General features: G+C 60.6%; 26 protein-coding genes. 14 read left to right on the forward strand and 12 right to left on the reverse strand.

All coding sequences use genetic code 11. The features are described from left to right. The first annotated feature begins 129 nt into the window (after positions 1-129). Positions 130-819, forward strand: coding sequence for an META domain-containing protein (locus tag AC07E3_RS04610; protein WP_478360442.1), 690 nt, complete (start codon positions 130-132; stop codon positions 817-819). Positions 820-821: 2 nt separating this feature from the next. On the opposite strand, the gene AC07E3_RS04615 is transcribed toward AC07E3_RS04610, so the two are convergent. From AC07E3_RS04615 to AC07E3_RS04640, 6 genes are all read right to left on the reverse strand, one after another. Beyond that, positions 822-2,405 carry a trimethylamine methyltransferase family protein gene (locus tag AC07E3_RS04615; protein ID WP_478360443.1) on the reverse strand — a complete coding sequence of 528 codons (1,584 nt, stop codon included), beginning with the start codon at positions 2,403-2,405 and terminating at the stop codon, positions 822-824. Between the two features lie 186 nt (positions 2,406-2,591). Next, complete coding sequence (locus AC07E3_RS04620; protein WP_336068216.1) at positions 2,592-2,978, reverse strand: hypothetical protein; 387 nt, start codon at positions 2,976-2,978, stop codon at positions 2,592-2,594. Between the two features lie 7 nt (positions 2,979-2,985). Continuing rightward, positions 2,986-3,444, reverse strand: a complete 459-nt coding sequence (locus AC07E3_RS04625; RefSeq protein ID WP_336068213.1) for a hypothetical protein — start codon at positions 3,442-3,444, stop codon at positions 2,986-2,988. 108 nt (positions 3,445-3,552) lie between these two features. Continuing rightward, the gene (locus tag AC07E3_RS04630) at positions 3,553-3,978 is read right to left on the reverse strand and encodes a hypothetical protein (RefSeq protein ID WP_336068210.1); all 426 of its coding nucleotides are present in this window, start codon (positions 3,976-3,978) and stop codon (positions 3,553-3,555) included. Next, positions 3,978-4,361 (reverse strand): hypothetical protein, encoded by a 384-nt coding sequence (locus tag AC07E3_RS04635; protein ID WP_336068207.1) that lies wholly within the window; start codon positions 4,359-4,361, stop codon positions 3,978-3,980. The genes AC07E3_RS04630 and AC07E3_RS04635 overlap by 1 nt, the downstream gene beginning before the upstream one ends. A 7-nt stretch (positions 4,362-4,368) precedes the next feature. Beyond that, the gene (locus AC07E3_RS04640; RefSeq protein WP_336068204.1) at positions 4,369-4,839 is read right to left on the reverse strand and encodes a hypothetical protein; all 471 of its coding nucleotides are present in this window, start codon (positions 4,837-4,839) and stop codon (positions 4,369-4,371) included. 318 nt (positions 4,840-5,157) lie between these two features. Here AC07E3_RS04640 and AC07E3_RS04645 point away from each other — a divergent pair, with 318 nt between their 5' ends. Next, positions 5,158-5,856 carry a corrinoid protein gene (locus AC07E3_RS04645; RefSeq protein ID WP_478360444.1) on the forward strand — a complete coding sequence of 233 codons (699 nt, stop codon included), beginning with the start codon at positions 5,158-5,160 and terminating at the stop codon, positions 5,854-5,856. 31 nt (positions 5,857-5,887) lie between these two features. On the opposite strand, the gene AC07E3_RS04650 is transcribed toward AC07E3_RS04645, so the two are convergent. Beyond that, complete coding sequence (locus AC07E3_RS04650) at positions 5,888-6,046, reverse strand: entericidin domain-containing protein (protein WP_336068198.1); 159 nt, start codon at positions 6,044-6,046, stop codon at positions 5,888-5,890. Positions 6,047-6,185: 139 nt separating this feature from the next. Between AC07E3_RS04650 and AC07E3_RS04655 the strand changes: the two genes are divergently transcribed. The 8 genes from AC07E3_RS04655 to AC07E3_RS04690 all read left to right on the forward strand — a co-directional run bounded on the left by AC07E3_RS04655 (position 6,186) and on the right by AC07E3_RS04690 (position 13,546). Beyond that, positions 6,186-6,818 (forward strand): DUF1638 domain-containing protein, encoded by a 633-nt coding sequence (locus tag AC07E3_RS04655; RefSeq protein ID WP_336068195.1) that lies wholly within the window; start codon positions 6,186-6,188, stop codon positions 6,816-6,818. Between the two features lie 81 nt (positions 6,819-6,899). After that, on the forward strand, positions 6,900-7,529 hold the full coding sequence (locus tag AC07E3_RS04660) for a DUF4893 domain-containing protein (RefSeq protein ID WP_336068192.1): 630 nt from the start codon (positions 6,900-6,902) through the stop codon (positions 7,527-7,529). A gap of 143 nt (positions 7,530-7,672) precedes the next feature. After that, positions 7,673-8,290 carry an exopolysaccharide biosynthesis protein gene (locus AC07E3_RS04665; RefSeq protein ID WP_336068710.1) on the forward strand — a complete coding sequence of 206 codons (618 nt, stop codon included), beginning with the start codon at positions 7,673-7,675 and terminating at the stop codon, positions 8,288-8,290. Positions 8,291-8,401: 111 nt separating this feature from the next. Continuing rightward, complete coding sequence (locus AC07E3_RS04670; protein ID WP_336068190.1) at positions 8,402-8,704, forward strand: virulence factor; 303 nt, start codon at positions 8,402-8,404, stop codon at positions 8,702-8,704. Next, complete coding sequence (locus AC07E3_RS04675) at positions 8,691-9,287, forward strand: methylenetetrahydrofolate reductase C-terminal domain-containing protein (RefSeq protein WP_478360445.1); 597 nt, start codon at positions 8,691-8,693, stop codon at positions 9,285-9,287. The genes AC07E3_RS04670 and AC07E3_RS04675 overlap by 14 nt, the downstream gene beginning before the upstream one ends. After that, positions 9,284-10,396: a methylenetetrahydrofolate reductase gene (locus AC07E3_RS04680; protein ID WP_478360446.1), complete on the forward strand. Its 1,113-nt coding sequence runs from the start codon at positions 9,284-9,286 to the stop codon at positions 10,394-10,396. The genes AC07E3_RS04675 and AC07E3_RS04680 overlap by 4 nt, the downstream gene beginning before the upstream one ends. Before the next feature lie 64 nt (positions 10,397-10,460). Beyond that, the gene (locus AC07E3_RS04685; RefSeq protein WP_223003838.1) at positions 10,461-11,417 is read left to right on the forward strand and encodes a methyltetrahydrofolate cobalamin methyltransferase; all 957 of its coding nucleotides are present in this window, start codon (positions 10,461-10,463) and stop codon (positions 11,415-11,417) included. Positions 11,418-11,488: 71 nt separating this feature from the next. Further along, the gene (locus tag AC07E3_RS04690; protein WP_478360447.1) at positions 11,489-13,546 is read left to right on the forward strand and encodes an ASKHA domain-containing protein; all 2,058 of its coding nucleotides are present in this window, start codon (positions 11,489-11,491) and stop codon (positions 13,544-13,546) included. A gap of 27 nt (positions 13,547-13,573) precedes the next feature. On the opposite strand, the gene ligD is transcribed toward AC07E3_RS04690, so the two are convergent. Both ligD and AC07E3_RS04700 read right to left on the reverse strand, forming a co-directional pair. After that, positions 13,574-14,473 carry a non-homologous end-joining DNA ligase gene (ligD, locus tag AC07E3_RS04695; protein WP_336068179.1) on the reverse strand — a complete coding sequence of 300 codons (900 nt, stop codon included), beginning with the start codon at positions 14,471-14,473 and terminating at the stop codon, positions 13,574-13,576. A 70-nt stretch (positions 14,474-14,543) separates the two neighbouring features. Next, the gene (locus tag AC07E3_RS04700) at positions 14,544-15,443 is read right to left on the reverse strand and encodes a LysR substrate-binding domain-containing protein (protein ID WP_007007020.1); all 900 of its coding nucleotides are present in this window, start codon (positions 15,441-15,443) and stop codon (positions 14,544-14,546) included. 131 nt (positions 15,444-15,574) lie between these two features. Between AC07E3_RS04700 and AC07E3_RS04705 the strand changes: the two genes are divergently transcribed. From AC07E3_RS04705 to AC07E3_RS04715, 3 genes are all read left to right on the forward strand, one after another. After that, on the forward strand, positions 15,575-15,757 hold the full coding sequence (locus tag AC07E3_RS04705; RefSeq protein ID WP_478360448.1) for a hypothetical protein: 183 nt from the start codon (positions 15,575-15,577) through the stop codon (positions 15,755-15,757). Positions 15,758-16,569: 812 nt separating this feature from the next. Next, positions 16,570-17,568 (forward strand): GlxA family transcriptional regulator, encoded by a 999-nt coding sequence (locus AC07E3_RS04710; protein ID WP_025030496.1) that lies wholly within the window; start codon positions 16,570-16,572, stop codon positions 17,566-17,568. A gap of 80 nt (positions 17,569-17,648) precedes the next feature. After that, positions 17,649-18,134 (forward strand): SRPBCC family protein, encoded by a 486-nt coding sequence (locus tag AC07E3_RS04715; RefSeq protein ID WP_336068171.1) that lies wholly within the window; start codon positions 17,649-17,651, stop codon positions 18,132-18,134. 6 nt (positions 18,135-18,140) lie between these two features. Here AC07E3_RS04715 and AC07E3_RS04720 read toward each other — a convergent pair whose 3' ends face one another. Next, positions 18,141-18,989, reverse strand: coding sequence for a DUF1194 domain-containing protein (locus AC07E3_RS04720; RefSeq protein ID WP_245291724.1), 849 nt, complete (start codon positions 18,987-18,989; stop codon positions 18,141-18,143). Between the two features lie 113 nt (positions 18,990-19,102). Beyond that, positions 19,103-21,622, reverse strand: coding sequence for a GcvT family protein (locus AC07E3_RS04725; RefSeq protein ID WP_478360449.1), 2,520 nt, complete (start codon positions 21,620-21,622; stop codon positions 19,103-19,105). Positions 21,623-21,859: 237 nt separating this feature from the next. Here AC07E3_RS04725 and AC07E3_RS04730 point away from each other — a divergent pair, with 237 nt between their 5' ends. Further along, on the forward strand, positions 21,860-23,584 hold the full coding sequence (locus AC07E3_RS04730; protein WP_478360450.1) for a hypothetical protein: 1,725 nt from the start codon (positions 21,860-21,862) through the stop codon (positions 23,582-23,584). Positions 23,585-23,862: 278 nt separating this feature from the next. On the opposite strand, the gene AC07E3_RS04735 is transcribed toward AC07E3_RS04730, so the two are convergent. Beyond that, positions 23,863-25,290 (reverse strand): aspartate aminotransferase family protein, encoded by a 1,428-nt coding sequence (locus AC07E3_RS04735; protein ID WP_478360534.1) that lies wholly within the window; start codon positions 25,288-25,290, stop codon positions 23,863-23,865. Positions 25,291-25,296 lie beyond the last annotated feature (6 nt).

The following is a 25,296-nucleotide window of genomic DNA, read 5'->3' on the forward strand; positions in this document are numbered from 1 at the left end:
TTTCCGGACGAGACAACCAGAATCGGGACAACAACATTCATGCATCGCCGTACTTTTTTCCTCAGCATCATTTTGATGACCGCTTCTGTGTCGGGCATGGCAGCACTCGCCCAGGAACCGGAGAAGGACATGCATAAAATTTCAGGCGAGCTCATCTATCTCGTGCGCATCGCGCTGCCGCCAGACAGTGTCGCAACGCTCGAGCTGCGCAATGCGCGGGCCTCCGAAGATGCCCCTCCCATTGCCGAACAGAAGATCACGCTCAACGGCAAACAGGTTCCGGTCCCCTTCAGCCTGGCCGTCGACGGCTCAAGCCTGAAGCCGGGAGAGACCTACCATCTCTATGGTGGCATCCACGACGGGCGCAAACAGCGCTGGACATCCGAAGCAGTTGTGATCGATCCGGAAGAGCCGGACATCACCCTTGGTCCCCTTCTCCTGAAGCCATCTGGGAGCACATCGCGTCTGGTCCCGGTTGCCATGGAGGAAATCACCGGCAGGGAATGGGTGGTGGAAGACATTCATGGCGGCGGCATCATCGACAATTCGCGTGTGACGCTGACCTTTGGCGAGGATGGCCGGGTCGGCGGCCGCGCATCCTGCAACAGCTATTCGGCAGGCTGGACCGAAAACAACGGCAGACTGACGGTCGGACACGCCATGTCGACTGAAATGGCCTGTGCAGAAGCGCTGATGAACCAGGAGCAGAAATTCCTGTCCATCCTGCCCGATCTCAAATTCTACGCCACGACCCCTGAGGGCGCGCTAATCCTGCAGACCGTCGACGGCCGCAGGCTTCGGGCCTTTCCGGCAGGCTGAGCTCAGGCGAAGGCATCGGGCATCGATTCCTTGCGTTTTGCGATGAAATCCAGAAGCCCCTCTTCGATCCCCGGATCGAGCGGGGGTGCCTGGTAGGTCTCGAGCCAGCTGCGGGCGAGTTGGTTGGCGCGTTGCGCCGCCGTCTTCTCGCCTTCCGCCGCCCATTGCTCAAACGAATTGTTATCGGCAATGGACGAACGGTAGAACGCCGTCTGAAAGTTGGCCTGCGTGTGAGCACAGCCGAGATAATGGCTCCCCGGCCCCACTTCGCGGATCGCGTCCATCGCCTGCCCGTTTTCCGAAACGTCCAGCGGTTCGCACATGCGCTGCTGCATGCCGAGCTGGTCGATATCCATCATGAATTTTTCGTAGGAAGACACCAGACCGCCTTCGAGCCACCCGGCCGCGTGGAGCACGAAATTGGTACCGGCAAGCACCGTCGAATTCAGCGTATTGGCGCTCTCATAGGCGGCCTGGGCATCCGGAATTTTCGATCCCGTCAGCGATCCGCCCGTGCGGAACGGAAGCCCCAGACGCCTGGCAAGCTGCGCTGCTCCGTAGGAAACGAGCGACGGTTCAGGCGTGCCGAAGGTCGGGGCACCCGACTGCATGGAAATGGAAGATGCAAACGTGCCGAAGAGAACAGGCGCCCCCGGTCGCACCAATTGTGTGAACGCCGCGCCGGCCATGACTTCGGCCAGAACCTGCGTCAGCGTCCCGATGACCGTCACCGGGCTCATCGCCCCGGCCAGAATGAAGGGCGTGACAATGCAGGCCTGGTTGGCGCGTGCATAGACCTTTGCGGCGCCCAGCATAGTTTCGTCGAAAACCATGGGCGAGTTGGCGTTGATCAGGTTGATGACCACCGTGTTCTGGTCGACGAAATCCTCACCGAAAAGGATCTTCGCCATCGCCACCGTGTCTTCGGCACGGTCGGGCGCCGTGACGGAGCCCATGAAGGGTTTGTCGGAATAGCGCATGTGCGAGAACACCATGTCGAGATGGCGTTTGTTGACCGGCACATCCACCGGCTCGCAGACGGTGCCACCCGAGTGATGAATGGACGGCGCCATATAGGCGAGCTTCACGAAATTGCGAAAATCCTCAATCGTCGCATAGCGGCGCGTACCTTCGAGGTCGCGCACGAAGGGTGGACCATAAACCGGCGCAAAGATAGTGGCGTTGCCGCCAATCTCGACCGAGCGATCGGGATTGCGCGCATGCTGGGTAAAAACCGAAGGTGCAGTTTTCAGAAGCTGGCGGCACAGTCCCTTGGGAAAGTGCACCCGGTCGCCGCGCACGTCGGCACCCGCCTCTTTCCACAGAGCGAGAGCTTCCGGGTCGTCACGGAACTCGATGCCGATCTCTTCAAGAACCGTATCGGCATTCGCCTCGACGAGCGCCAGCGCCTCCTCGTCGAGCACCTCGTACGGTTTGAGCGCACGGCGGATATAGGTCAGTTGCTGTCCCGGTCCTGCACCTGCGCGCGCCGCCCTGCGGGCTGCGGCTCCGCCCCGCTCGCTGCGTCCGGAACGTCCCCGGCGCGGCCGATCCTGCGTTTCATCGTCACCGGCCATCATCGTCATCGTGCAAACTCCACGCTAGGGTCATAAAGCAAGCCTCACAATGACCCTAGCGTTTGCAGCAACAACCTCCGTTCCGCAAGCGGCAGATGGTGTCGCAACTGGCGCGATGGTGAGGCAGGTAGCGAGACCATCTTGGCCTCCTGCCATCGCATTCCTTTGCACGAACAACCGATGGCAGCACGTCGATCACAAGCGATACGCGATGAATTTTCCGCAGATCTGGGCTCTCATGCCAACGCCCTTGCCAGGAAAGGGAGCACTCTCGGTGCAGATGCGCACCCGTCGCTCACGCGCTCCATCAAAACTGAGGACGACCAGCACGGACCGGGAGGCGCCAGCACCGAGCGAGAAGTCCGATGGCGATATGCTTGCCTCAATCGGCCTGAAATCCGCGTCATAAGCGCGAACAGTCACGCCTATGCGATGCTTGTATGGATTTCGTGGCTGAACCCGCACAGCAAAACTGTCGGTGAAACTGCGAACGACCCCCCGCATCGGCGACATAGATTGCGACGATGCTGGAGTTGTTGCAGCACAGACGGCGATCAGGGCCGCCAGTGTCAGTTTATGCATCGTGCACCTACTCACAGGTCACTGTGACAAAGGCTTCATATGCACCTTTTTGAAAGATCGCATTGTCCGCGACTGCGCGCAGATCGACCGAAAGGTTGCTCGCACCAACCCCCAGAGGTGTTGTTGTCGACCCCGGCACCTTTGCCGTGCTCGTGGCACCCGTCGAGCTGTAGGTGGCCCTGAACGTGACGGCGCCCGTGCCGTTCGGTGCTCTTGAGAAAGCCTCCGGCGCTTTGAGCGACGCCTCAAACCCCGCACCTGTCGTGTAAACTGTAGCCGCACCAGCACTACCACCAGCAGCTTCTGAGTCCAGAACATCCAGGCCATCCCGCACGAGCACGCCGTCTGACCGGATCTCGATGGTGCAGCTCTCCTCCAGATTGGCACGAAAAGGAAGATCTGACTGGGCTGCAAGGGACGCGCTCGTACCAAGCAGCAACAAAACACAAGAGTAGATATACTTCATGACAAAACCCTGGGTTGAAAATCAGGGCGCCATGTAGGTGCTCGAGAACCCTCCGTCAACAAAAAAGAGATACCTATTACAAACAGTTATTGCAAATAACAGGCGCACTCACCGCCTGCCCTTGTTTGTCCACGAGGCATCACTTGCCCAGTTCCCTTCGGGGTTTGACCGCATTCGCGGATCGAGCCCCTGCCGCATGAGCTCAACCTCGAGTTCCAGGCGTTTCAACTCCAGTTGATAGAGTTTGTCGCAATCCAGTCGTGTTGGTTTTCGCCCCAGAGGCACCACCAGACGCCCGTAAGCAGAAATGCGCTGCGAACTGTTGTCTCCAATGACGCCAGAGTCCAGATAGGCTCCGGAATTCGCCATGGATGCACGGCAGGTGGTTCCGTCTGCAGCCCTGATTTCGTCAAACCCGTTCGGCATGACGACCCCGGGCAGCGTCACGCCAGTCTGGTTCTGGTTGATGACATACCGGTCACTGTCGCCATAGACGATGGACACGCTCAGGAAGAAGAACGTACAGGCCCCCATCAATCGATACGATAAGCTATGAAACGTCCGCATACTTGAGCCTTAATATTTGTGCCGCGGCCAGGAAACGGGATGCTTTCAGCGCAGATCCTGACACGCCTGACCTTTTTGTTGTTGAACCCCACCGAAACCAGGACCGAGCGGGAAGTTCTGCTCCCGACCATTGTTTCCGAAGGAAAAACGTGTGCTTCGATCGGTCGAAAATCCTGATCATAGGCTTTCACCGCCATTCGAATTTTGTGCGGATAGGGATTGTAGGGAAAAACCCGCACCGTAAACGTGTCGCCAAAGCTCGATATCTTCCCCCGCATCGGCGTCATGGATTGCGCAACGCCGTTGCCGCAGCCGGCCGCGATAAACGCGGCCAGAAGGACGTGTTTCAAGATGGAGCTATTCACAGGTCAGTGTGACTTCAGCGGTGTAGTTGCCGGCAGGGAAAACACCGGCCGATTTTGTAGCGCTCAGATCCACATCGACATTCGTCAACCCAAGCCCAAGCGGGGAGGTCACCGTGCCGACCACATCAAGAAGCGAGGTGACACCGGAGGCGCTGTAGCTTGAGGAAAAGGTCACATCATCGTCCCCACCCGCCGGTGCGACGAGGAATGCCGCAGGCGTCGTGGTCGACATGTTGTAACCTGTTCCAGTGGTCAAAATGGTCGCCGTACCTGAAACGCCGGCAGCTTCGGTCGATGAAAGGACGTTGAGGGTGCCATTTGTATCAAGCACGCCCGGCGTTCCTACTGTTATCAGGCACGTCGATATGACGTTGCCGTTAAAAATCACAGTATCGGTAACGGCGGCGGCAGGTACGGTGAAAATGGTGGTAAGCAACAATGCAGATAGGGAGGTTCTGAACATGACCCTGCTCCTCACGGACAAGCAGACAAGCCCCCTCTTACAGGCCTTATCAAAGCGCGGTCCTCTTAATATATTGCTAATCAACCACTTAAGATTTAAACCACAAAATAATACAACCAAAAATGCAAAACAAAGTGCCATACACTCCAGCAAGCCGCCGCCGCCCTGCGCCGTCGCTTTCCTGGCGTCGTGAGTCGCAAATCAGCTATGTATTCAGCGACTTCGCGCCTTATTCTGGTGATACCGCTTGTTTGCGGCCAACCATGAGCGCGGTTCGGGGTGCCCTGCCCGCGCGACGTGAGCAGCAGGAGCCAGAGCATGTCCGACGACGAAATCATCCTCTCGGAGCTTCCCGACGACGAACTCGTGCAGCAGATGCATGACGATCTTTATGACGGGCTCAAAGAGGAAATCGAGGAAGGCACGCACATTCTGCTGGGCCGCGGCTGGCAGCCTTACGAGGTGCTGACCGACGCCCTCGTCGAAGGCATGCGGATTGTCGGCGAGGATTTTCGCGACGGCATCCTGTTCGTGCCGGAAGTCCTCCTGTCCGCCAATGCCATGAAGGCCGGCATGGCAATCCTGCGGCCGCTTCTGGCCGAAACCGGCGCCCCCAAACAGGGCAAGATGGTGATTGGCACCGTAAAGGGCGACATTCACGACATCGGCAAGAACCTGGTCGGCATGATGATGGAGGGTGCCGGTTTCGACGTGATCGACATCGGCATCAACAATCCGGTCGAAAACTACCTGGATGCGATAGAGGAGCACCAGCCCGACATTATCGGCATGTCGGCACTCCTGACGACGACCATGCCCTATATGAAAGTTGTGATCGACACGATGAAGGAAAAGGGTATTCGGGATGACTATATTGTCCTCGTCGGCGGTGCGCCGCTCAACGAGGAGTTTGGCAAAGCGGTGGGAGCCGACGCCTATTGCCGCGACGCGGCGGTGACGGTTGAAACCGCTAAGGAACTGATCAAGCGCAGGCACAATGTGACGGCCGGCGCCTGATCCCTTCCCATCACCGGATGCGCCATACAGTTCAATAAGTGGACTGCGAAATGTCGCGCCCGGCGCTCTGTGTCGCATCGACCGCATTTGCGGCATCCTTGCCGACACCGCGGATCGTGTTGGCGCAACCCGCAACCGACCCAGACACGAGAATGAGGATTGCGAGACGGGAAAGAACGGACAGTTTCATGGCTTGTCTCCCTCTAGGGCATCGGACCGAAAAGTGGAATCCGGTTCTTGGTCCAATACGTTATCAATGGTCTAGATCGTCCTCCGGATGGACTCACGACGATCTAGGATAGTCCGCCCGCGCAAACGGGACCGTTACCATGCAGGAACGCACGAAACCGGAAAAAGTTCTCGGGCCCGAGAAAGTTCTCGTGATCGCCTGCGGCATGATCGCGCGCGAAATTCTGGCGGTGCGCGAGACGCTCGGCTTCACGCATCTGGAACTCACCTGCCTGCCGGCTGAATTCCACTATCGGCCCGACCGCATCGCGCCGTCCATGGATGCCGCGATCACGAAGGCGCGCGCAGAAGGCTATCGCCACATCTTCGTTGGCTATGCGGATTGTGGAACCGGTGGAGCGCTCGACCGCATCTGCGAAAAGCACGGCGTGGCACGCATCGACGGGCCGCACTGCTTCGCTTTCTATCAGGGGCTCTCCGCGTTTGAAGAGATTGTCGAAGACGACATGCTCTCCTTCTACATGACGGATTTCCTGTGCCGTCAGTTCGACGCATTTTTCATGAAACCGCTCGGCCTCGACCGACACCCTGAGCTTATCCAGGATTTCTTCGGCAACTATCAAAAGCTCGTTTATCTGGCGCAAACGGACGACCCGCAGCTGGAGCGCGTCGCGCAGGATGCGGCAAGGCTTCTCGGTCTTGCGTATGAAAAACGGCAAACCGGCTATGGCGACCTGACAAACGCGCTGCTGACCGCGGCACGGGGCGTCTGATCCCTCTGCGAACGCCATGAAATGGTTACATTGGCGGTGCATCCCGGAAGCATATTCATGCCGATTTTCTGGAGATTTTCCATGCACCGCATTCTCCTGCCCATTTTCACGTTTGCCCTGATCACCGTTCCGGCAAACGCGCAATCGCTGGTTCAGGAGAAGCTCGACATGGAACGGGCCGGTTTCGAAAAGGACACGGTGATGCAGGACATTACCTACCGTGACGCCGCGCGTCTCGATGCCTATGAGCGCATGCGCGCCGAGGCCTTCAGGCAGGCCAGAACCGGCGGAGCGTCAGCCGATGTCGCGCTGCTCGATGAGATCGATCAGCGACCGGAACGCTCCTTTACGGATTTCGACCTTTCGGGCAAGTGGCAATGCCGCACCATAAAGACCGGTGGGCTCGCACCGCTAGTGGTCTATGACTGGTTTCGTTGCCAGATCAGCGATGACGGAGCGGGCTGGATCCTTGAAAAACTGACCGGATCGCAGCGAACCAGAGGACGTTTCTTCACAGACGGCGATTCGCGGCTGATCTATCTCGGCAGTTATTTCGTGAAGGGCGACCGGCCGCCTCGCTATGGCTCCGGCCGCGATAGCGATCAGGTGGCCTACGTTTTTCGCGGCGAAGACGAGGGCTGGCGTATGGAATTCCCCGCACCGGATCGGGAATCCATGCTCGATATTCTGGAATTCCGGCGCGCTCCATGAGTTTCGCAGCGCCGCGGGATGCTTGCGGCTTCTGTCATGAAGGCTTAACGGCATCCAGACAAAACTGTACGCCATCCCGGTCGAGATTCGAATGGCTGGCAAGAATGAGTGCAATGAAGGCGGAGGGAACGGACTTGGATACGGTGTTGGGCGCACCGCCGGCTCACCTGCCGCCGCGCCGGCTCTCGCGGATTTTCCGCGACCTGGCAAAACATGCTGAAGACAGGGTCACCATCGGCGAAATCCGCCAGGCGCTCGGCGATCGCAGCTTTGCCACTCTTCTGGTCTTTTTCGCCAGCCTGAACCTCCTGCCCTTCCCGCCCGGCAGCACGCTCGTCCTCGGCCCCCCGCTGGTGCTGGTCGCGCTGCAGATGGTGATGGGCAACCGCACCGTATGGCTGCCGCAATTCCTGCTCAACAAGGCGATCGGCGCAGACAAGTTCCGTCACATGAGCGAACGGCTCATTCCGCGCCTTATCTGGCTGGAGCGGCTCATCAAGCCGCGCTACTGGCCATTTGCGCGCGATCACGCAGACAGGGTTATCGGACTGGCCGCGCTGATCCTTTCGATTGCCGTGACACTTCCCATTCCGCTCGGCAACTGGTTTCCAGCCTTTTCCTGCGCGCTGGTGGGGCTCGCTCTTTCCGAGCGCGACGGTGTGTTGCTCGGCATCGCCGTCGCCTGCGGCGTGCTCTCTCTCTTGGTGATTGCCGGCGTCGTGATCGGCGCCAGCATGATGGCCGGCGCCGTCATGCACTGACGTCCCGTTCCTCCTCGGACACGTCGCATTTGAATGCACGCGCGTCGCCTTGCAGCAAGCGGGCGCGCGGCAATGCGGCAATTCTGAAAATCGAGGAAGGAACAGGCGCTTATGGCTCAGCTGATCATTGTATACTGGCGCGACATCCCGGCTCAGGTGATTGTCAGAAAGGGGCGGCAGACCGCCAAGCGCGAACTGCCACTGCGCTTCACCGAAGCCATCGACATGTGCGCCATGCGCGTTGGCGCGCGTGACACGGACGCCTATCTCGCTGAATGGCGGCGCGGCGAACCCGTCTCCGTCAGCGACGATCTGGAAGCTGAAGCGGACCAGGCCCTGGAAGCGATTGAGCGCGACTATCACAGAGAGCGCCTTCTGGCGCTCGTCAAGGCGGGTGGCCATGACGACGGATAGCACCGGAAAGACCACGACAGTCACCCAGGCGACCCTTGTCAAGAAGGCACGCGAGACGCTTGCCTACAGGCCGGCTGACGTCTCGCCCCAGCGACGGGTCCAGCGGCGCTACACGATGCGGCGCTGGTCGGTACGCCATGCCCGGTTGCTCGAATGGGTGTATGCCCGGTTCTCAAGCCTTTTCCTGGCGCTGCACCCGTTCTGGAGCGCCGTTGGCTATGCGCGGGCGGAAAAGCCGGTCAAATTCGTTGAACGCCACGTGAAAGGGTTGATGTTCGATTGCCGCATGTGCGGCCAGTGCATCCTCTCCTCCACCGGCATGTCGTGCCCCATGAACTGCCCCAAACAGCTGCGCAACGGCCCCTGCGGGGGCGTGCGCGCCGACGGCAACTGCGAGGTGGAACCGGACATGCCCTGCGTCTGGGTGAAAGCCTGGGAGGGTGCGCAGATCATGCGGAACCGGCAGGCGATCCTTGATGTCCAGAAACCCGTCGACCAGTCGTTGAGAGAAAGCTCCGCCTGGCTCAGGGTAACGGCGCAGGCGGCGCGTGAACGCGAAAATCTCCGGAGCAGCATCGCATGACGAGGCGACCGCCGCAGATCGACGAGAACCCGGACGGCGTCGACCTGCCGCTGGAGCCCCTGCCCGGCCATTTCTCGCGCGGCCGGCTGGAACGCGTGCTGCGACGTGGCGAATTCGCGGTAACGGCTGAACTCAACCCGCCCGACAGCGCCAACGCGCAGGACGTCTACGAGCGGGCGGCAATCTTCGACGGCTGGGTGGACGGCATCAACGCCGTGGATGCTTCCGGCGCCAATTGCCACATGTCCTCAATGGGCATCTGCGCGCTGCTGACGCGCATGGGGTACGCGACGATCATGCAGATCGCCTGCCGCGACCGGAACCGCATCGCCATTCAGGGCGACGTGCTGGGTGCGGCAGCCATGGGTGTGGGCAACATCATGTGCCTGACGGGCGACGGCGTGCAGGCCGGCGACCAGCCGGGGGCAAAACCCGTTTTCGACCTCGACTGCATGTCGCTTCTGGAAACCGTGCGGACCATGCGCGACGAGGAAAAGTTTCTCTCCGGACGCAGACTCACCACACCGCCTGCCGTTTTTCTCGGCGCGGCCATCAATCCCTTTGCCCCGCCTTTCGACTTCCGCCCCCACCGGCTCGCCAAGAAGATAGCGGCCGGCGCGCAGTTCGTGCAGAGTCAGTATTGCTATGATGTGCCAATGCTGAAGGAATACATGAAGCGGGTGCGCGATATGGGGCTCGACGAAAAATGCTTCATACTGGTTGGCGTCGGTCCGCTCGCTTCGGCAAAAACCGCCCGCTGGATCCGCTCGAACGTGCCGGGTGTCCACATTCCCGATGCGGTGACCACACGGCTTGAAGGCGCCGACAAGCAGAAAGAAGAAGGCAAACGCCTGTGTATCGACATCATCAACGAGGTGAAGGAGATCGAGGGTGTGTCCGGCATTCATGTCATGGCCTACCGGCAGGAGGAATTCGTGGCCGAGATCGTCCACGAATCCGGCGTCCTGAAAGGGCGCAAGCCATGGAAGCGCGAACCCGGCCTCGACGATGCACTGGTCGCCGAGCGGCTCGACCACATTCTGCATGACGACCCGAGCGAGAAGCCCGTCGACATGGTGAGGGACGCAAGCGCGACATCCAGCGAATGAGAATGCCAGTCAAGACCATCGATCAGCAGCATGGGCTCACACCATGCCTCCAGGAGGATTCTGAATGACCCGCACCATCGTCGCCTCTGCAACCCGGGAAGTCGTGATCGGCTTTGATCAGCCCTTCTGCGTGATCGGAGAGCGCATCAACCCAACCGGGCGCAAGAAGCTCGCAGCCGAGATGGTTGCCGGCAATTTCGAGACGGTGAAGCAGGACGCGCTGGCGCAAGTCGCAGCCGGCGCAACCATGCTAGACGTCAACGCCGGAGTAACGGCGGTAGACCCCAACGCGACCGAGCCCGGGCTTCTCGTTCAAACCCTGGAGATCGTGCAGGATCTGGTCGATGTGCCACTCTCGATCGACTCCTCCGTTTCTGCCGCCATCGAAGCCGGGCTCAAGGTCGCCCGGGGCAGACCGCTGGTCAACTCGGTGACGGGCGAGGAGGAAAAGCTGGAAGCCATTCTGCCGCTTATCAAGAAATACGACGTGCCGGTCGTTGCCATTTCCAACGACGAAACCGGCATTTCCGAAGACCCGGACGTGCGCTTCGAGGTGGCGAAGAAGATCGTCCAGCACGCCGCCGATTATGGCATTCCCGCCCACGACATCGTTGTGGATCCGCTGGTGATGCCCATCGGCGCCATGGGCACGGCGGGCCAGCAGGTTTTCCGGCTTCTGCGGCGGCTGCGCGAAGAACTGAAGGTAAACACCACCTGCGGGCTTTCCAACATATCCTTCGGCCTGCCGCACCGGCACGGCATCAATGCAGGCTTCATTCCCATGGTGATCGGGGCGGGCATGACCAGCGCCATCATGAACCCCTGCCGCCCACAGGAGATGGAAATGGTGCGTGCGGCAAATGTGCTGAACGGCACGGACCCCAATTGCTACAACTGGATCATGACCTATCGTGACCACCAACCTGCCGCCGCAGGCGAGGCGAAGGCAGCCGCTGCGGCCCCCGCTTCCTCCGGCGGTCGGCGGCGCGGCGGCCGCGATGCACGCAGAGCGCGGGGATGAGGATGCCTTGATTGCGTTGACCGATCACTCCATGCCTGCCGGGTTGCCACCACCGACTTACGGGCCTCATCATGAGCGATAATCCGCTCGTTCTCTTCATGCCGTCCGGCAAGCGGGGGCGTTTTCCCCGGGGCACGACCATACTCGATGCCGCGCGGCAGCTTGGCGTGTATGTGGAGAGCGTGTGCGGGGGGCGCGCCACCTGCGGACGATGCCAGATCGAGGTGCAGGAAGGCCATTTCGCCAAACACAAGATCTCCTCCTCCCCGGATCACATCTCCCCGGTTGGCGCAAAGGAAGCCCGTTACGCTGAAAAGCGCGCGCTGCCCTCAGGTCGTCGCCTTTCCTGCTCGGCCACCATCGAAGGCGACCTGGTGGTGGACGTGCCGCAGGACGCGGTGATCAATGCGCAGGTGGTGCGCAAGGATGCCGATACCCGTGTCATCGAGCGCCATCCCGCAGTTCACCTTTGCTATGTGGAGGTTGAAGAGCCCGACATGCACAAGCCGCTCGGCGATCTCGACCGGCTGAAAACTGCACTGCAAAAGGACTGGGGGTTTGGGCGCATCGAGGCGGATGCGCATCTTCTGTCGCAGGTGCAGGCGATATTGCGCGAAGGCAACTGGACTGTCACCGCCGCCCTGCATCAGGACGCGGATGACGACATTGCCCGGCTCATTGCCCTGTGGCCGGGCCTGAAAAACGAAGCCTACGGGCTTGCCTGCGACATCGGCTCGACCACGATCGCCATGCATCTCGTTTCGCTTCTGTCGGGCCGCGTGGTGACCTCGGCCGGCGCGTCGAACCCCCAGATTCGCTTTGGCGAGGACCTGATGAGCCGGGTCTCCTATGTGATGATGAACCCGGACGGACGCGAGGCCATGACGCGTGCCGTACGCCAGGAAATATCGAAACTGGTGCAGAAAGTGGCCGACGACGGCGGCATTGAGCGCAGCGACATTCTGGACGCCGTGTTCGTCGCAAACCCCATCATGCACCATCTTTTTCTCGGCATAGACCCGACAGAACTGGGCGGCGCACCCTTCGCGCTGGCCGTTTCCGGCGCGGTCAAGCTTAGGGCCGACGATCTGAAGCTCAAGCTCAATCCGGGCGCACGCACCTATCTCCTGCCCTGCATTGCCGGCCATGTGGGAGCCGATGCCGCCGCCGTCACGCTGTCTGAGGGCCCGCACCGCCAGGACGAGATGATGCTGATTGTCGATGTGGGCACCAATGCCGAGATCGTTCTCGGCAACCGGGCGCGCGTGGTAGCCGCGTCTTCGCCGACAGGCCCGGCCTTCGAGGGCGCGGAAATCTCGTCCGGCCAGCGCGCCGCGCCCGGTGCCATCGAACGCGTGCGCATCGACCGCGAAACACTCGCTCCACGCTTTCGGGTGATCGGCAGTGAGCTCTGGTCGGACGAGCCGGGCTTTCCCGGTTCGCTCGGGCAGGCCGGCGTCACCGGCATCTGCGGCTCCGGCATCATCGAGGTGATCGCCGAGATGTACCTGGCGGGCATCATCTCGGAAGATGGTGTGGTGGACGGGGCGCTGGCGGTTCGAAACCCGCGCATCGTCGCCGAGGGTCGCACCTTCTCCTATGTTCTGAGCGAGGCCGAACCGCGCATCACCATCACCCAGAACGATGTACGGGCGATCCAGCTTGCCAAGGCCGCGCTCTATGCCGGCACGAAGCTTCTCATGGAAAAGCAGGGCGTGGAAACCGTGGACACGATCCGCTTTGCCGGCGCGTTCGGATCCTTCATCGATCCGCAATACGCCATGGTTCTGGGCTTGATCCCCGATTGCGACCTCGACCGGGTCTCGGCCGTCGGCAATGCCGCCGGCACAGGCGCACGCATGGCGCTGCTCAACCGCAACCACCGCCGCGAAATCGAAGAGACGGTAAGGCGCATCGAGAAAATCGAGACCGCCCTGGAGCCTAGGTTTCAGGAGCATTTCGTGCATGCCATGGCGCTGCCCAACAAGGTCGACCCATTCCCGAAACTGGCCGAACAGGTGCAGCTCCCGCCGCGTGCAATGGCAGGCGCTCCAGCCGATGAAACGGGTGCAGCGCGCCCCCGCCGGCGCTCACGCGAAGAACGCGCGGCACGCCGCCGGCGCGATTAGCGTGGTCGCTCCCCGGTAGGCGAAACGCTATGTCACTGCTTTCAGCATTTTTTCGGTGACGGACTGACGCCAGTCCATGCTTTCCGCCCATGGATTCGGTGCTGCAAGCCGCTCATCCATATCGGCCAGTGAGAAGGCGCTTGATACGGCAAGGGTCTCAAGCTCGGACCAGGAAACCGGCGCCGCCACCGGCGCACCGGGTTTCGCCCGCGTCGAATAGGGCGCGATGGCCGTGGCGGAGCGTTCATTGCGCAGCCAGTCGACAAAGACCCGCCCTTCCCGCTTCGCCTTCGACGCTTCAGCCAGAAAGCGCTCGGGTTCGTCTTCGGACAGACGCTTTGCAAATCCCCTGGCAAAATCCTTGATGTCGGGCCACTCCCGACGGCGCTCCAGCGGTGCGACCACGTGGATACCCTTGCCGCCAGTCAGAAGCGGCACGGTCTGAAGGCCGAGATCGGCAAGCCGGTCACGCACAGTGAAGGCGGCACTGCGAACCGCAGTGAAGTCGAGTTCCTCATCCGGGTCGAGATCGAATACGAGCCGGCCCGGGACGTCGAGCCGATCTATGCGTGAGCCCCATATGTGGAATTCGAGCGTGCTCATCTGAACGGCGGCGATGACGCCCTTCAGATCGTCGATATAAAGATATTCAGCCTTCTCACCGCTCTTTTCGGCAATCTCCATGTGCCGCACGGCATCGGGAAATCCCTTGCTGCCATGACGCTGGAAAAAGCAGGGACTTTCGCGCCCGTCCGGGCAACGCACCAGACTGACGAGGCGCTTTTCGATATGCGGAAGCATGCGCGGCGCGGCGCGCTCGTAATACTGCGCCAGCGCAGTTTTCGTAACGCCCTCCTCCGCGAAGAGAAGCCTGTCGGGACTCGACAGCGAAACGCCGGCAATCTGCAGTCGTTTGTCAGCACACATGCGCAACAGCCTCCACGGTTTTACGCCCCGCAGCGCCCAAGACTGTGCCTGAGACCGCCCCCAAGACCGCTCAGAACCGGCCGGACTCGCTGAACATGTCGAAAGTCGAGCGGATATGGTCGGCAGCAGCCTTGACCGGCGCCGAAGCATCGGGAGAAACGACCATCCCGATGTGATAGTTGCACAGTTTGGGCAGTCCATCCTTCGGGCCAAGCTCCACAAGGTCGTCCCGCAGGAAGGATTTTGGCAGCGGCGCGATGGCGAGATCGGAAAGAATGGCCGCGCGTTGGCCGGCCGTGTGGGCGCTCATATAGGCGACGCGATAATCGCGCCCGTCCTTTTCCATGGCGGAAAGCGCACCGGCGCGCCAGGCGCACCCCTCCTCCCAGAGCGAGAGCGGCAGCGGCTCGCGCAAATGCGCGCAGCCCCCTTTGGCGCCTGCCCAGACGATGGGCTCCGTGAAGACAATCTGGACGCTGCTGTCTTCAGATCCTTCAGTACAGGTGAGCAGTGTGAGATCGAGCTGCCGGTTGGCCATCCGCTTGCGCAGGTTGGCACTCTGGTCAATGACCACGTCGACGGCAATGGAAGGATGGGTTTCTGCAAAGCGTTTGAGAACGCTGGGTAAGATTCGTTCGCCGTAATCGTCCGGCGATCCTAATCGAACGATGCCGCTGATATCGGGCATGACGAATTTCGACACCGCTTCGCGGTTCAGGGCCAGTAATCTGCGCGCATAGTTCAATAATAACTCGCCATCGGCCGTGAGTGAGACCGATCGCGCATCACGCTGGAACACCGAGCGCCCCAGCATCTCTTCAAGCTTCTTTATCTGCATGGAGACGGCCGACGGCGTTCGGTACACCGCGTTGGATGCGGCCGTGAAACTGCCGGTCTCGGCAATCGCCACAAAGGTGCGAAGGACATCGAGCTCCAATAAGGGCATCGGATGATTGAGGGGAGCGTTCATGCCGTTCTCCATTCAATAACTTTGAACAAAAAGATCATTCGATTGTGTTTGATTGAACATCAACCTTGCGGCATAGTCAACTGTGTCAGGCGATGACGTCTGGCAAAACAGCCAGACAGAGGAGAAGGACAATGTCTGTTTTCACACGAATGAACCACTATGTCCGTCACTATCGGACGGCTCTGAACCGCCGGCGCACCGAGCGTCTGATCGACACGCTTCCCGCAGAAATCCGCAAGGATATCGGCTGGCCGGCACATTATACGAGCATCCAGTCCGATGGTCGGGACAACCGCAGCATCTCGCGTTTCTGAACGCAGGTCCAGATAAACAGGAGCGTTCAATGATATCGCTGACAAAGACCCTGAAGGCAGTACGCGATTTCGCAATCGAATTCGACGCAATGACCCATCACGCCAAATACGGCACGCCCCCGGCGAAGAAGCCCGGGCCATCCGGGCGGAGCTCACACTGACATGAATGCAAAAGCCACGCGCTTACGCGCGACCTGTCGAACGTCGACCTGACCCCGACCTGAATGTCGGGGTCTTTTTTTTTGCCCGAATGCCGTTGCGAGCCCCACAGATGTCGCTTTTCCTAACGTGCGCTTCGCATTTTCCGCCTCATCCCCGACACGCATGCGATAGCTCTCCAGCATCGAACGAGCGACCCCACTCCATCCCGCATGAGAAGGCGCTCGGTGAGAACCGACTGTCTTTCGATGTGACTGTTTATTGGAGCGCATGATGAAGCTTTTCGCACGCTTTATACGCCGCCATCGGGGTTCGAATCCGAACACGGTGTTCGCCCGCCAGCGGCTCGAAAAAACGATGCCCGGTGAAACGGGAGCCCTCGCGGGCTCGCGGTTCGGCTTCCTGGTCAACTGATCAGTTTCTGCAAGCGCCCCGGGGCCTCCCGGGCCACGGTTGAGCCATCGGGTCAGGAAGGCCCGGTGGTTTTGTTTGTTTCCGAAGACCGGTCTCAACACGTTCATTTTTCACGCAAACGCCTGCAAAACGACGCTTTGCACCGCCTCTCGGATTGACAGAAAACACAATTCCTGATGACGCTTCGATGACAGCGGCATGGCCCGGGAGACAGGCGTCATGCGCAATCGGGAGGCACTATGTCGGGCGAGAACAGCTGCAAGCGATCGATCGTTTTCTTTCTCATTCCCGATTTTACGATGATGGCGTTTTCCGCTGCGCTGGAACCCCTGCGTACCGCCAATCGAATGGCCGGCTACGAAGCCTATACATGGCGGCTGGCTAGCTGCGATGGCGAACCGGTCCGCGCATCGAACGGCGTTGAGGTGGCCGTCGGCTCTTCCCTCGCTGCCGAGCGGCAAAAAATGGTCGGGCACGAACGCCCTTCAATGGTCATTGTCTGCGGCGGCCTGAACATCGAGGATTACAGCAACAAGACGGTCTTTGCCTGGCTGCGCGAAGAGTACAATCGCGGCGTCGCCATCGGCGGGCTGTGCACGGCAGCTTACGTCCTGGCCGGGGCCGGGCTACTGGCCGACAGACGCTGCGCAATCCATTGGGAGAACCTACCGGGCTTCGCCGAAAGATATCCACGCGCAAACGTGTTCGCCGATCTCTTCGAGACCGAGGCGAACATATACACCTGCGCCGGCGGCACCGCGGCGATGGACATGATGCTGAAGCTGATCGGTGAGGATTTCGACGACAGCCTGATCAACCGCGTCTGCGAGCAGTTATTGACGGACCGGGTGCGCAGCCCCTCCGACCGCCAGCGCCTGCCACTGAGGGCGCGGCTTGGCGTGCAGAATTCAAAGGTTCTCACCATCATCGAGCTGATGGAAGCCAACCTGGCCGAGCCCCTTTCGCTGGTGCAGATTGCGGAGAATGTGGGGCTCTCCCGCCGTCAGATCGAGCGCCTGTTCCGGCAGGAGATGGGGCGTTCGCCCGCACGCTACTATCTGGAAATCCGCCTTGACCGGGCTCGCCACCTCCTGATCCAGTCCTCCCTGCCCGTCGTTGAAGTGGCGGTTGCCTGCGGCTTCGTCTCGGCTTCGCACTTTTCCAAATGCTACCGTGAGCTCTATGCCCGCTCTCCCCAGCAGGAACGCGCCGACCGCAAGCAGCTTCTCGTCGCCTGACAAAAAGTTACAGGGCTCCTGTCGGAGTGGCTGCGCATCGATCGTCCTCGCAGTACAGACAGACTCTGGGAGACATGGAAATGAGCACCACCATCGACGTCGCACCTGAACTGGAAAACGAACTCGTCCTGGCGCGTATCATCGACGCGCCCCGTGAAAAGATATTCCGTGCCTGGACCGATCCGGAAATCCTCAAACAATGGTTCGTGCCAAAGCCCTGGACGATTTCGAAAGTCGAGATGGACGTGCGTCCGGGCGGGTCCAGCCTGATCGTGATGCGCGACCCGGACGGCAACGAGTATCCCAATCCCGGCATTTTCCTTGAGGTGGTGGAGAACGAGAAGATCGTGACGACCGACGCCTTCACCGGGGCGTGGACCCCTTCTGAAAAGCCGTTCATGACCATGATACTCACTCTGGAGGATGCCGGAGAAGGCAGGACACGCTACATCGCACGGGCGCTGCACTGGAACGCGGAGGACCGAGAAGCGCACGAGAAGATGGGCTTTCACGAAGGCTGGGGCCAATGCGCCGATCAGCTCGAGGAGATTGCTGCAACGCTCTGAAAGCGATCAGGGCTCCTGCCACATCCAGGAGCGATCCCGCCACATCTTTTCACCGACAAGGCAGTCATAGGCGCTGTGAAACTGGGCGAGCACGACCTGCGGGCGGTGCCCGCCCGTTCCAGCCAGCTCCAGCACCAGCTTGCGTCGAATGGCTTCGGGGAACTGCGACCAGTCATTGACCGGCACGACGAATGCACCCGGCCCGCCAATGACACAGTTCCGGTAGTAGGTATCGAGATCCTTGACGTCGAAACTGGTGGTCAGCCCGCCATTGGTCATCAGCGGAAGCCCGTTGATGGTTATGCCCATGCCAGCCAGCCGGTCGCGAGCCGGAACCACGGGACCACCCTGATTGTTAGGGCCGTCTCCCGAGACATCCACCACGCGCCGAAGCCCTCGAAAGTCGCTTTCAGCCAATAGATCGCCGGCATAGTCGAGTGCACCTGATATGGAGGTTCGACGGGCACTGCTTGGAGGATTGGCCGATAGCCGCTCTGCAAAATGCCGCGCATCCTCTGCCGAAGCAATCCGGGTCCAGGGAACGACAACGCGCTGGGAGAGATTGCCCGCCCATTCGAAATAGGTCACCGCGATCTTGCCATGCATGCCACTCAGGATCGCGCCAACGACCTCTTCATGGGTCAGCGCTTCCGCATAGCCGCGGCGCTGTATCTCCAGTTCACCGGCCGACATGGAAAGAGAAACATCGACGGCCAGCACGAGCTGAACGTCGACAATCTCCTGGGCTCTGGAGGGTTGAGGCTGAGCGGCGGCAAGAAAGGCGCAACAAAATCCCGTAAAAGCAGCAAGCAGACCGCTTTGATTGAGGTGCAGACCCATTCTCGACCTGGACATACCCCAGTCTAGCGCATGTCCAGCCGGCTATAAATCACACAATTTGGCGTAATCACCCGACTTATGGCGCTTCCATGGGTGAGTATGGGTTCCGCTTCCTTTCCACCTCTACTTCATCCATCTGTGCGCAGCGCAGCGTTTTCGGGATCGAACGGGCTTTCACCGATCACTTTTGCCGGATGAAGCTCACCCAGTATCCTGATTTCGAGCTCCGTGCCTTCGGCGGCGAATTCGGGGCGCACCATGGCGAGCGCCAGGCTTTTTCCCACGCGCCAGCCATAGCCGCCATGGGTGGCGCGTCCCACCAGCTCTCCGGCCCTGTAGATCGCCTCGTTACCGCGCGCGTCGGCGTCACGGACACCACCAACCTCCAGCGTGACATAGTTCCAGCCAAGCCCCTCATCGCGCTGCTTAAGCAGAGCCTCACGGCCGATGAAGTCGCCCTTGTCGGGATGCACGAAACGGTCGAGCCCGCTTTCCCAGGCCGTGTATTCGATGGAGAGTTCGCGCGGGATCAGACGATAGCTCTTCTCGATGGCCATTGCCGTCATGGCGCGAATGCCAAAGGGCTTTATGCCGAATTCCGCGCCAGCCTCCATGACAAGATCGAAAATCAGGTTCTGCTGCTCGATCGGATGGTGCAGCTCCCAGCCCAGCTCCCCGACAAAGTTCACACGCAGCGCATGGGCGCTCGCACGGCCAACGGAAATCTCCCTGCCCGAGAGCCAGGGAAACGCCGCATTGGAAAGCTCCGTGCGCGTGAGCCTGCGCAACACATCGCGGCTCCTGGGTCCAGCAAGAACGAAAACGCCATATTGCTGCGTGATCGGCCGCAGGGTTACGGAGCCGTCATCGGGAAGCAGCTTGAAGAGCACGTCATGATCATGCGCCTCATAGGCACCGGCGGACACCAGATAAAACCGGCCCGGCTTCCACTCATAGACGGTGAACTCCGAGCGCACCCCGCCATTTTTCGTGAGCAGATGGCACAGCGCCACGCGGCCCCGCTTCTTCGGAATGCGGTTGGCGAGAATGCTGTCGAGCCAGCCCCCTGCGCCCGGCCCCGAAACCTCGATCTTTGCGAAAGCCGACATGTCGAGAAGGCCGACATTCTCGTGGACGTTCCTCACCTCGTCACCGACATGCTCGAAATAGTTTGAGCGGCGAAACGACCACTTTTCAACGACGCGGCCATCTGCAAGCGCCGGCGCATGATTGTGCTTCAAAAGCACGTCCGCACCAACGCCGAGTTCGTTTTCAGGCACCGCATACCCTTCCGGCGCAAACCAGTTGGGCCGCTCCCAGCCATAGACGGATCCGAACACGGCCCCCAGCCGTTTCATCCGGTCATAGCTCGGCGTGGTCTTGAGCGGACGCGCCGCCGAACGCTCCTCATCGGGATAGTGAACGGTGAAGACATTGGCATAGGCCTCCTCGTTCTTCTCGCGCAGATAGCCCTCGGTGGCATAGGGGCCGAAACGGCGCGGGTCGACGCCCATCATGTCGATGGACGGTTCGCCCTCGACGATCCATTCGGCAAGCTGCCAGCCTGCGCCACCGGCCGCCGTGACGCCGAAGGAATGGCCCTCATTCAGCCAGAAATTCTTCAGCCCCGGCGCCGGTCCGATAATGGGAGAACCGTCGGGCGTATAGGCGATGGCGCCATTGTATATCTTCTTGATGCCCACCTCGCCAAAGGCGGGAACGCGCTCGATCGCCGTTTCCACATAGGGCATGAGGCGTTCCAGGTCCTCCTGAAACAGTTCGTACTCACTGTCGTCGGTCGGGCCGTCCACATAGCAGCAGGGCGCGCCGACCTCGTAAGGACCAAGCAGAAGACCGCCATTCTCCTCGCGCATATACCAGGAGGAATCGCTCTCGCGCAGGACGCCCATTTCCGGCAGGCCCTCTTTCTTGCGTGCGACAATGGCCGGGTGCGGCTCAGTGACGATGTATTGATGCTCGACCGGGATCACAGGCACGTCGAGCCCGACCATGGCGCCTGTCCGGCGGGCAAAATTGCCGGTGCAGGAGATAACGTGCTCGCAGGCAATCTCGCCCTTGTCGGTGGTGACGGTCCAGGTCCCGTCATCGCCCTGCGCAATCGCCGTCACGGCGGTGTTGCGATAGATGGTTGCGCCGAGATCCCGCGCGCCCTTGGCGAGCGCCTGCGTCAGATCGGCAGGCTGGATATAACCGTCATCGGGATGCTGAATCGCGCCAAGAAGCCCATCGGTCTCGCAAAGCGGCCAGATCTCCTTCACCTGTTCGGGCGTCAGGATGTTGACCGGGATTCCGATGGTTTCTGCAATGCCGGCATAATACATATACTCGTCCCAGCGGTCCTTCGTGCGCGCCAGACGAATGTTGGAGCATTGCGTGAAGCCGACATTCATGCCGGTTTCCTCCTGGAGCTCCTGATAGAATTTCACCGAGTATTTGTGGATCTGGCCGACCGAATAGCTCATGTTGAACAGCGGCAGTAGGCCGGCGGCGTGCCAGGTCGAGCCGGATGTCAGTTCCTTGCGCTCGATCAGCACCACGTCCGACCAGCCCTTCTTGGCGAGATGGTAGAGCGTCGATACGCCCACAACACCGCCGCCGATGACAACCGCCCGCGCATTTGTCTTCATGCTCTCACTCCCTTGATCGCTTTCCCGCCAGACCGCGCAGGCAGGCTGGATGACACCCATGATCCGAAATAATCCTAGTCTGCCGAAGACAGAACTTCTTTGCCTGAATGCGACATCGCCGAAACGGCCCGCGCCATTAAGCAAAACGGGCGATTGAGCAGGTGAATTAACTTCTTCTGACCGCCTCTTCTGTAGAAAAGAATGCGACGACAGGCAGAAGGCACCCCGGGGGCAGACATGGCAATGGCGGTCGAACACGTGGCTACGGCAAGACGGCACGGATGGCTGACAGGTCCGGTGGCCATCCTGGCCATGACGGCACTGGTCATGGCGGTTTTCCTCGTCCTGCCGCTCAACGTGCCGATCGGCCCCATGTACTGGGACCTGTTCATCTACTTCGATGCCGCAAACCGGATTTTTTCCGGCCAGATCCCCGCCACGGACTTCTTCGCGCCCGTGGGACCGCTCGGCTATTATCTGTTTGCAGGCGGCGTCAAGCTGTTTGCCAACGCGCAGCCGCTCCTGCTGGTGCACTGGTCGCTCTTTGCCGTCACCGCTCCGCTCATGGCGCTGGCGCTGTGGCAGGTGGATGCGAAGTCGCGCGGAACGGCGCTGGCGCTGCTTCTGCCCTTTCTCGCCTTCGCCCTTCTGCCGTTCAACACCCGCGAATTCTATCCGTTTCCCGGATCCGACGGGTTCGGCATCTACAATCGGCAGGTTTGCCAGCTTCTCTATGTGCTCACCGTCGCGCTCGTCTATCTGCGCGACCAGCGGATGCTGCTCGTCTCCATCGTGGCCGGGATGACGGGCCTCTTCCTGACAAAGATCACGGGCTTCGTCTCCGGTGGGCTTCTATGTGCCTTCGCTTTCGCGGCGGGCCGCGTCTCCATCCGCACTGCGGTCGCCTCGGCGGTCATCTTCCTGGGAATTCTGGGCCTTCTGGAAGTCTGGACCGGATTTACGCTGAATTACATCAGCGACATTCTGGCGCTCGTCGTCATGAACGAAGGCAGCCTCCTGCCCCGCTTCCTCCAGGCCGCGTCGCACACATTCGGCATTGTCGCGCCCGCGGGCCTGCTGGCGCTCTTCCTGCTCTACCGGGATCGCGGGATGTTCGCCGGCAAGCTGCGCACGCCGAGTGTGGCGGCCATTGCGGCCATCATCGACCATGACGCATTCTGGATCATGGCGGTGCTTGTCGCAGGCATCTTCTTCGAAACGCAGAACACCGGAAGCCAGGCGCTCATCTTCATCTGGCCGGTGCTCCTGCCCGTGCTTGTGCGGCTCTGGCAGCGCGAAACGGAACGCCCCATCTTTCTGGTCGCTGCCGCCCTTGCCTCCGCAGCCGCATTGCCGCCGCTGGTCAACACGGTGGAGCGCGCTGCACGCACCTATATCGGCGCCATCAAGAACGTGGAGATGCCGAACAAGAACCTGAAAACGCTCGGCCGGCTCAACATGCGACCCGAAGTCCTGGCGCGTTCTGAGAAGATGCTGGATTTCTATACGCTCCACCGCGACACCTACGCGGATTTCATCCGCATTCAGGAATTGCCGTCTTCCGTGTATTACTCGGAGTTCCATTTCCAGGCAGCGCATCTGATGGCAATCGACGGCGCCGTCGATGCGATCCGCGAGCTGGAAGAAGAGCAGGGAATAAGGTTCGAGACGATCCTCAACCTGAACTTCGTCAACCCCTTCCCCTGGCTACTGGACCGGAATGCGCCACTGCATGTGGCGATCGGAGCCGATCCCACACGCGCCGTTCCTCCGCCAGATGCTGAAGCGTTGGAAGCCGTTCGCCAGACGGACCTGATCCTGCACCCCACCTGCCCGCTGACCACGGCCAATGCGGACCTTCTCAAGATCTACGCGCCCGCCATGCAGGACCATGAGCGCATCACGCTGAACCAGTGCTTTGACGCCTATCTGAGCCCGCGCATGGCGGACCGGATCGAATAGGCGCGGCAGCTCTTTCAAAGTCGGGCGCACGCCCCTCATCCGCCTGCCGGCACCTTCTCCCCGCAGGCGGGGAGAAGGAGGCTTTCATCAGCGTTGCGGCCATCGCCCTTCTCCCCGTGAACGGGGAGAAGGTGCCGGCAGGCGGATGAGGGGCGTGCGCCATCGCAGACAAAAGAAGGCCGGGACAAGCCCGGCCAATTGTCGCGCGAGAGGCGCTATTCCTAAACTTTTCAGAGCCTTGAAAAGCGTTTCAGACTCATTCTCTCAGAAACCGGCGTTCACTTCACCTGGCTTTTGACGAAATCCTTCACGATGGAAACGACACCGCGCCCAAGCAGCGCATCGAGCGAATCCACCAGCTTGTCCACATGCTCGGGTCGCATGATGAGCGGCGGCAGAAGACGGATCACATTGCGGTTGTACTCGGTGAAGGCCACCAGCACATCGTAATCGCGCAGCAGAAGCGCACCGACAAAGCCAGACAGCGAGCCCTTGAGCTTGTCGTCCAAAACGCCCACCACCGGGCGCAAAACCGCCGGCAGGGTCTGCGAGAAATCGTGGAACTCGAGCCCGACCATGCAGCCACGGCCGCGAATGTCCTTGATGATGCGCGGATATTTGTCCTTCAGCGCATTGAGACGCTCGACCAGATAGGCGCCTGTGCTTTCGGCATTCTCCATCAGCGCCTCGTCATAGAGCACATTGGTGCCCTCGATGGCCGTGGCGCAGGCCTCGCCGATCCCGCCAAAGGTGGCCATGGCGTGGATCATCGCCGTTTTCGGCGTGCCATAGGCCTTCATGTAAATGTCGCGTCTGGCGATCATCGCCGCCATCGCGGCTTTGCCGGCACCCAGCGACTTGGCGAGCGCGGTAATGTCCGGCGCCACGTCATAATGCTCGAAGGCATAGAAGCGGCCGGTGCGCCCGTAGCCGCACTGCACCTCATCCGCCACCCAGATCACGCCATACTGGTCGCAGAGCTGGCGCAGCTTCTGCCAGAATTCGCGCGGGGCCTCGTTGATGCCGCCGCCGCCCTGCACGGTTTCAAGAACGATCGCGCCAATCTCCGGATCGGTGCGGAAGGCGTGTTCGATGGCGTCGATATCGCCAAAGGGCACACGCACCGTGTTGTCCGTCAGGCGGAACTCGGCGCGGTAGAGATTGCCGTCGGTAATGGTGAGCACGCCCTTGGTCTTGCCGTGGAACGAATTCTCCGCATAGACAACCTTCGGCCGCTTGGGGCCGGCGGCGCGCTCGGCAAGCTTGATGGCCGATTCCATCGCCTCGGAGCCGGAAGAACCGAGGAAAACCATATCAAGCTCGCCCGGCGAACAGGCTGCGAGATTGGCAGCGAGCGCCGTCGAATACTGCGACATGAAGGCGATGGCGATCTCGTGGCGCTTCTCGTCCTGGAATTTCCTGCGCGCTTCGAGAATGCGCGGATGGTTGTGGCCGAAGGCCAGCGAACCGAAACCGCCGAAGAAGTCGAGGATCTTTCGACCATTCTGGTCGATGTAATACATCCCTTCGGCGCTCTCGATCTTGATCTTGTGAAAGCCCAGAAGCTTCATGAAGTGAAGCTGGCCGGGGTTCAGATGCGCCTTGAACAGATCGGTCATCCGCTCGACGCTCAGAGCCTTGGCATCTTCCACGGTGAGAAGATCGGGTTTGGCGATTGTCCTGGGTGCGAGTTCGGGTGCATCCATCACGGG

The sequence above is a fragment of the Nitratireductor lacus genome, assembly GCF_056431025.1.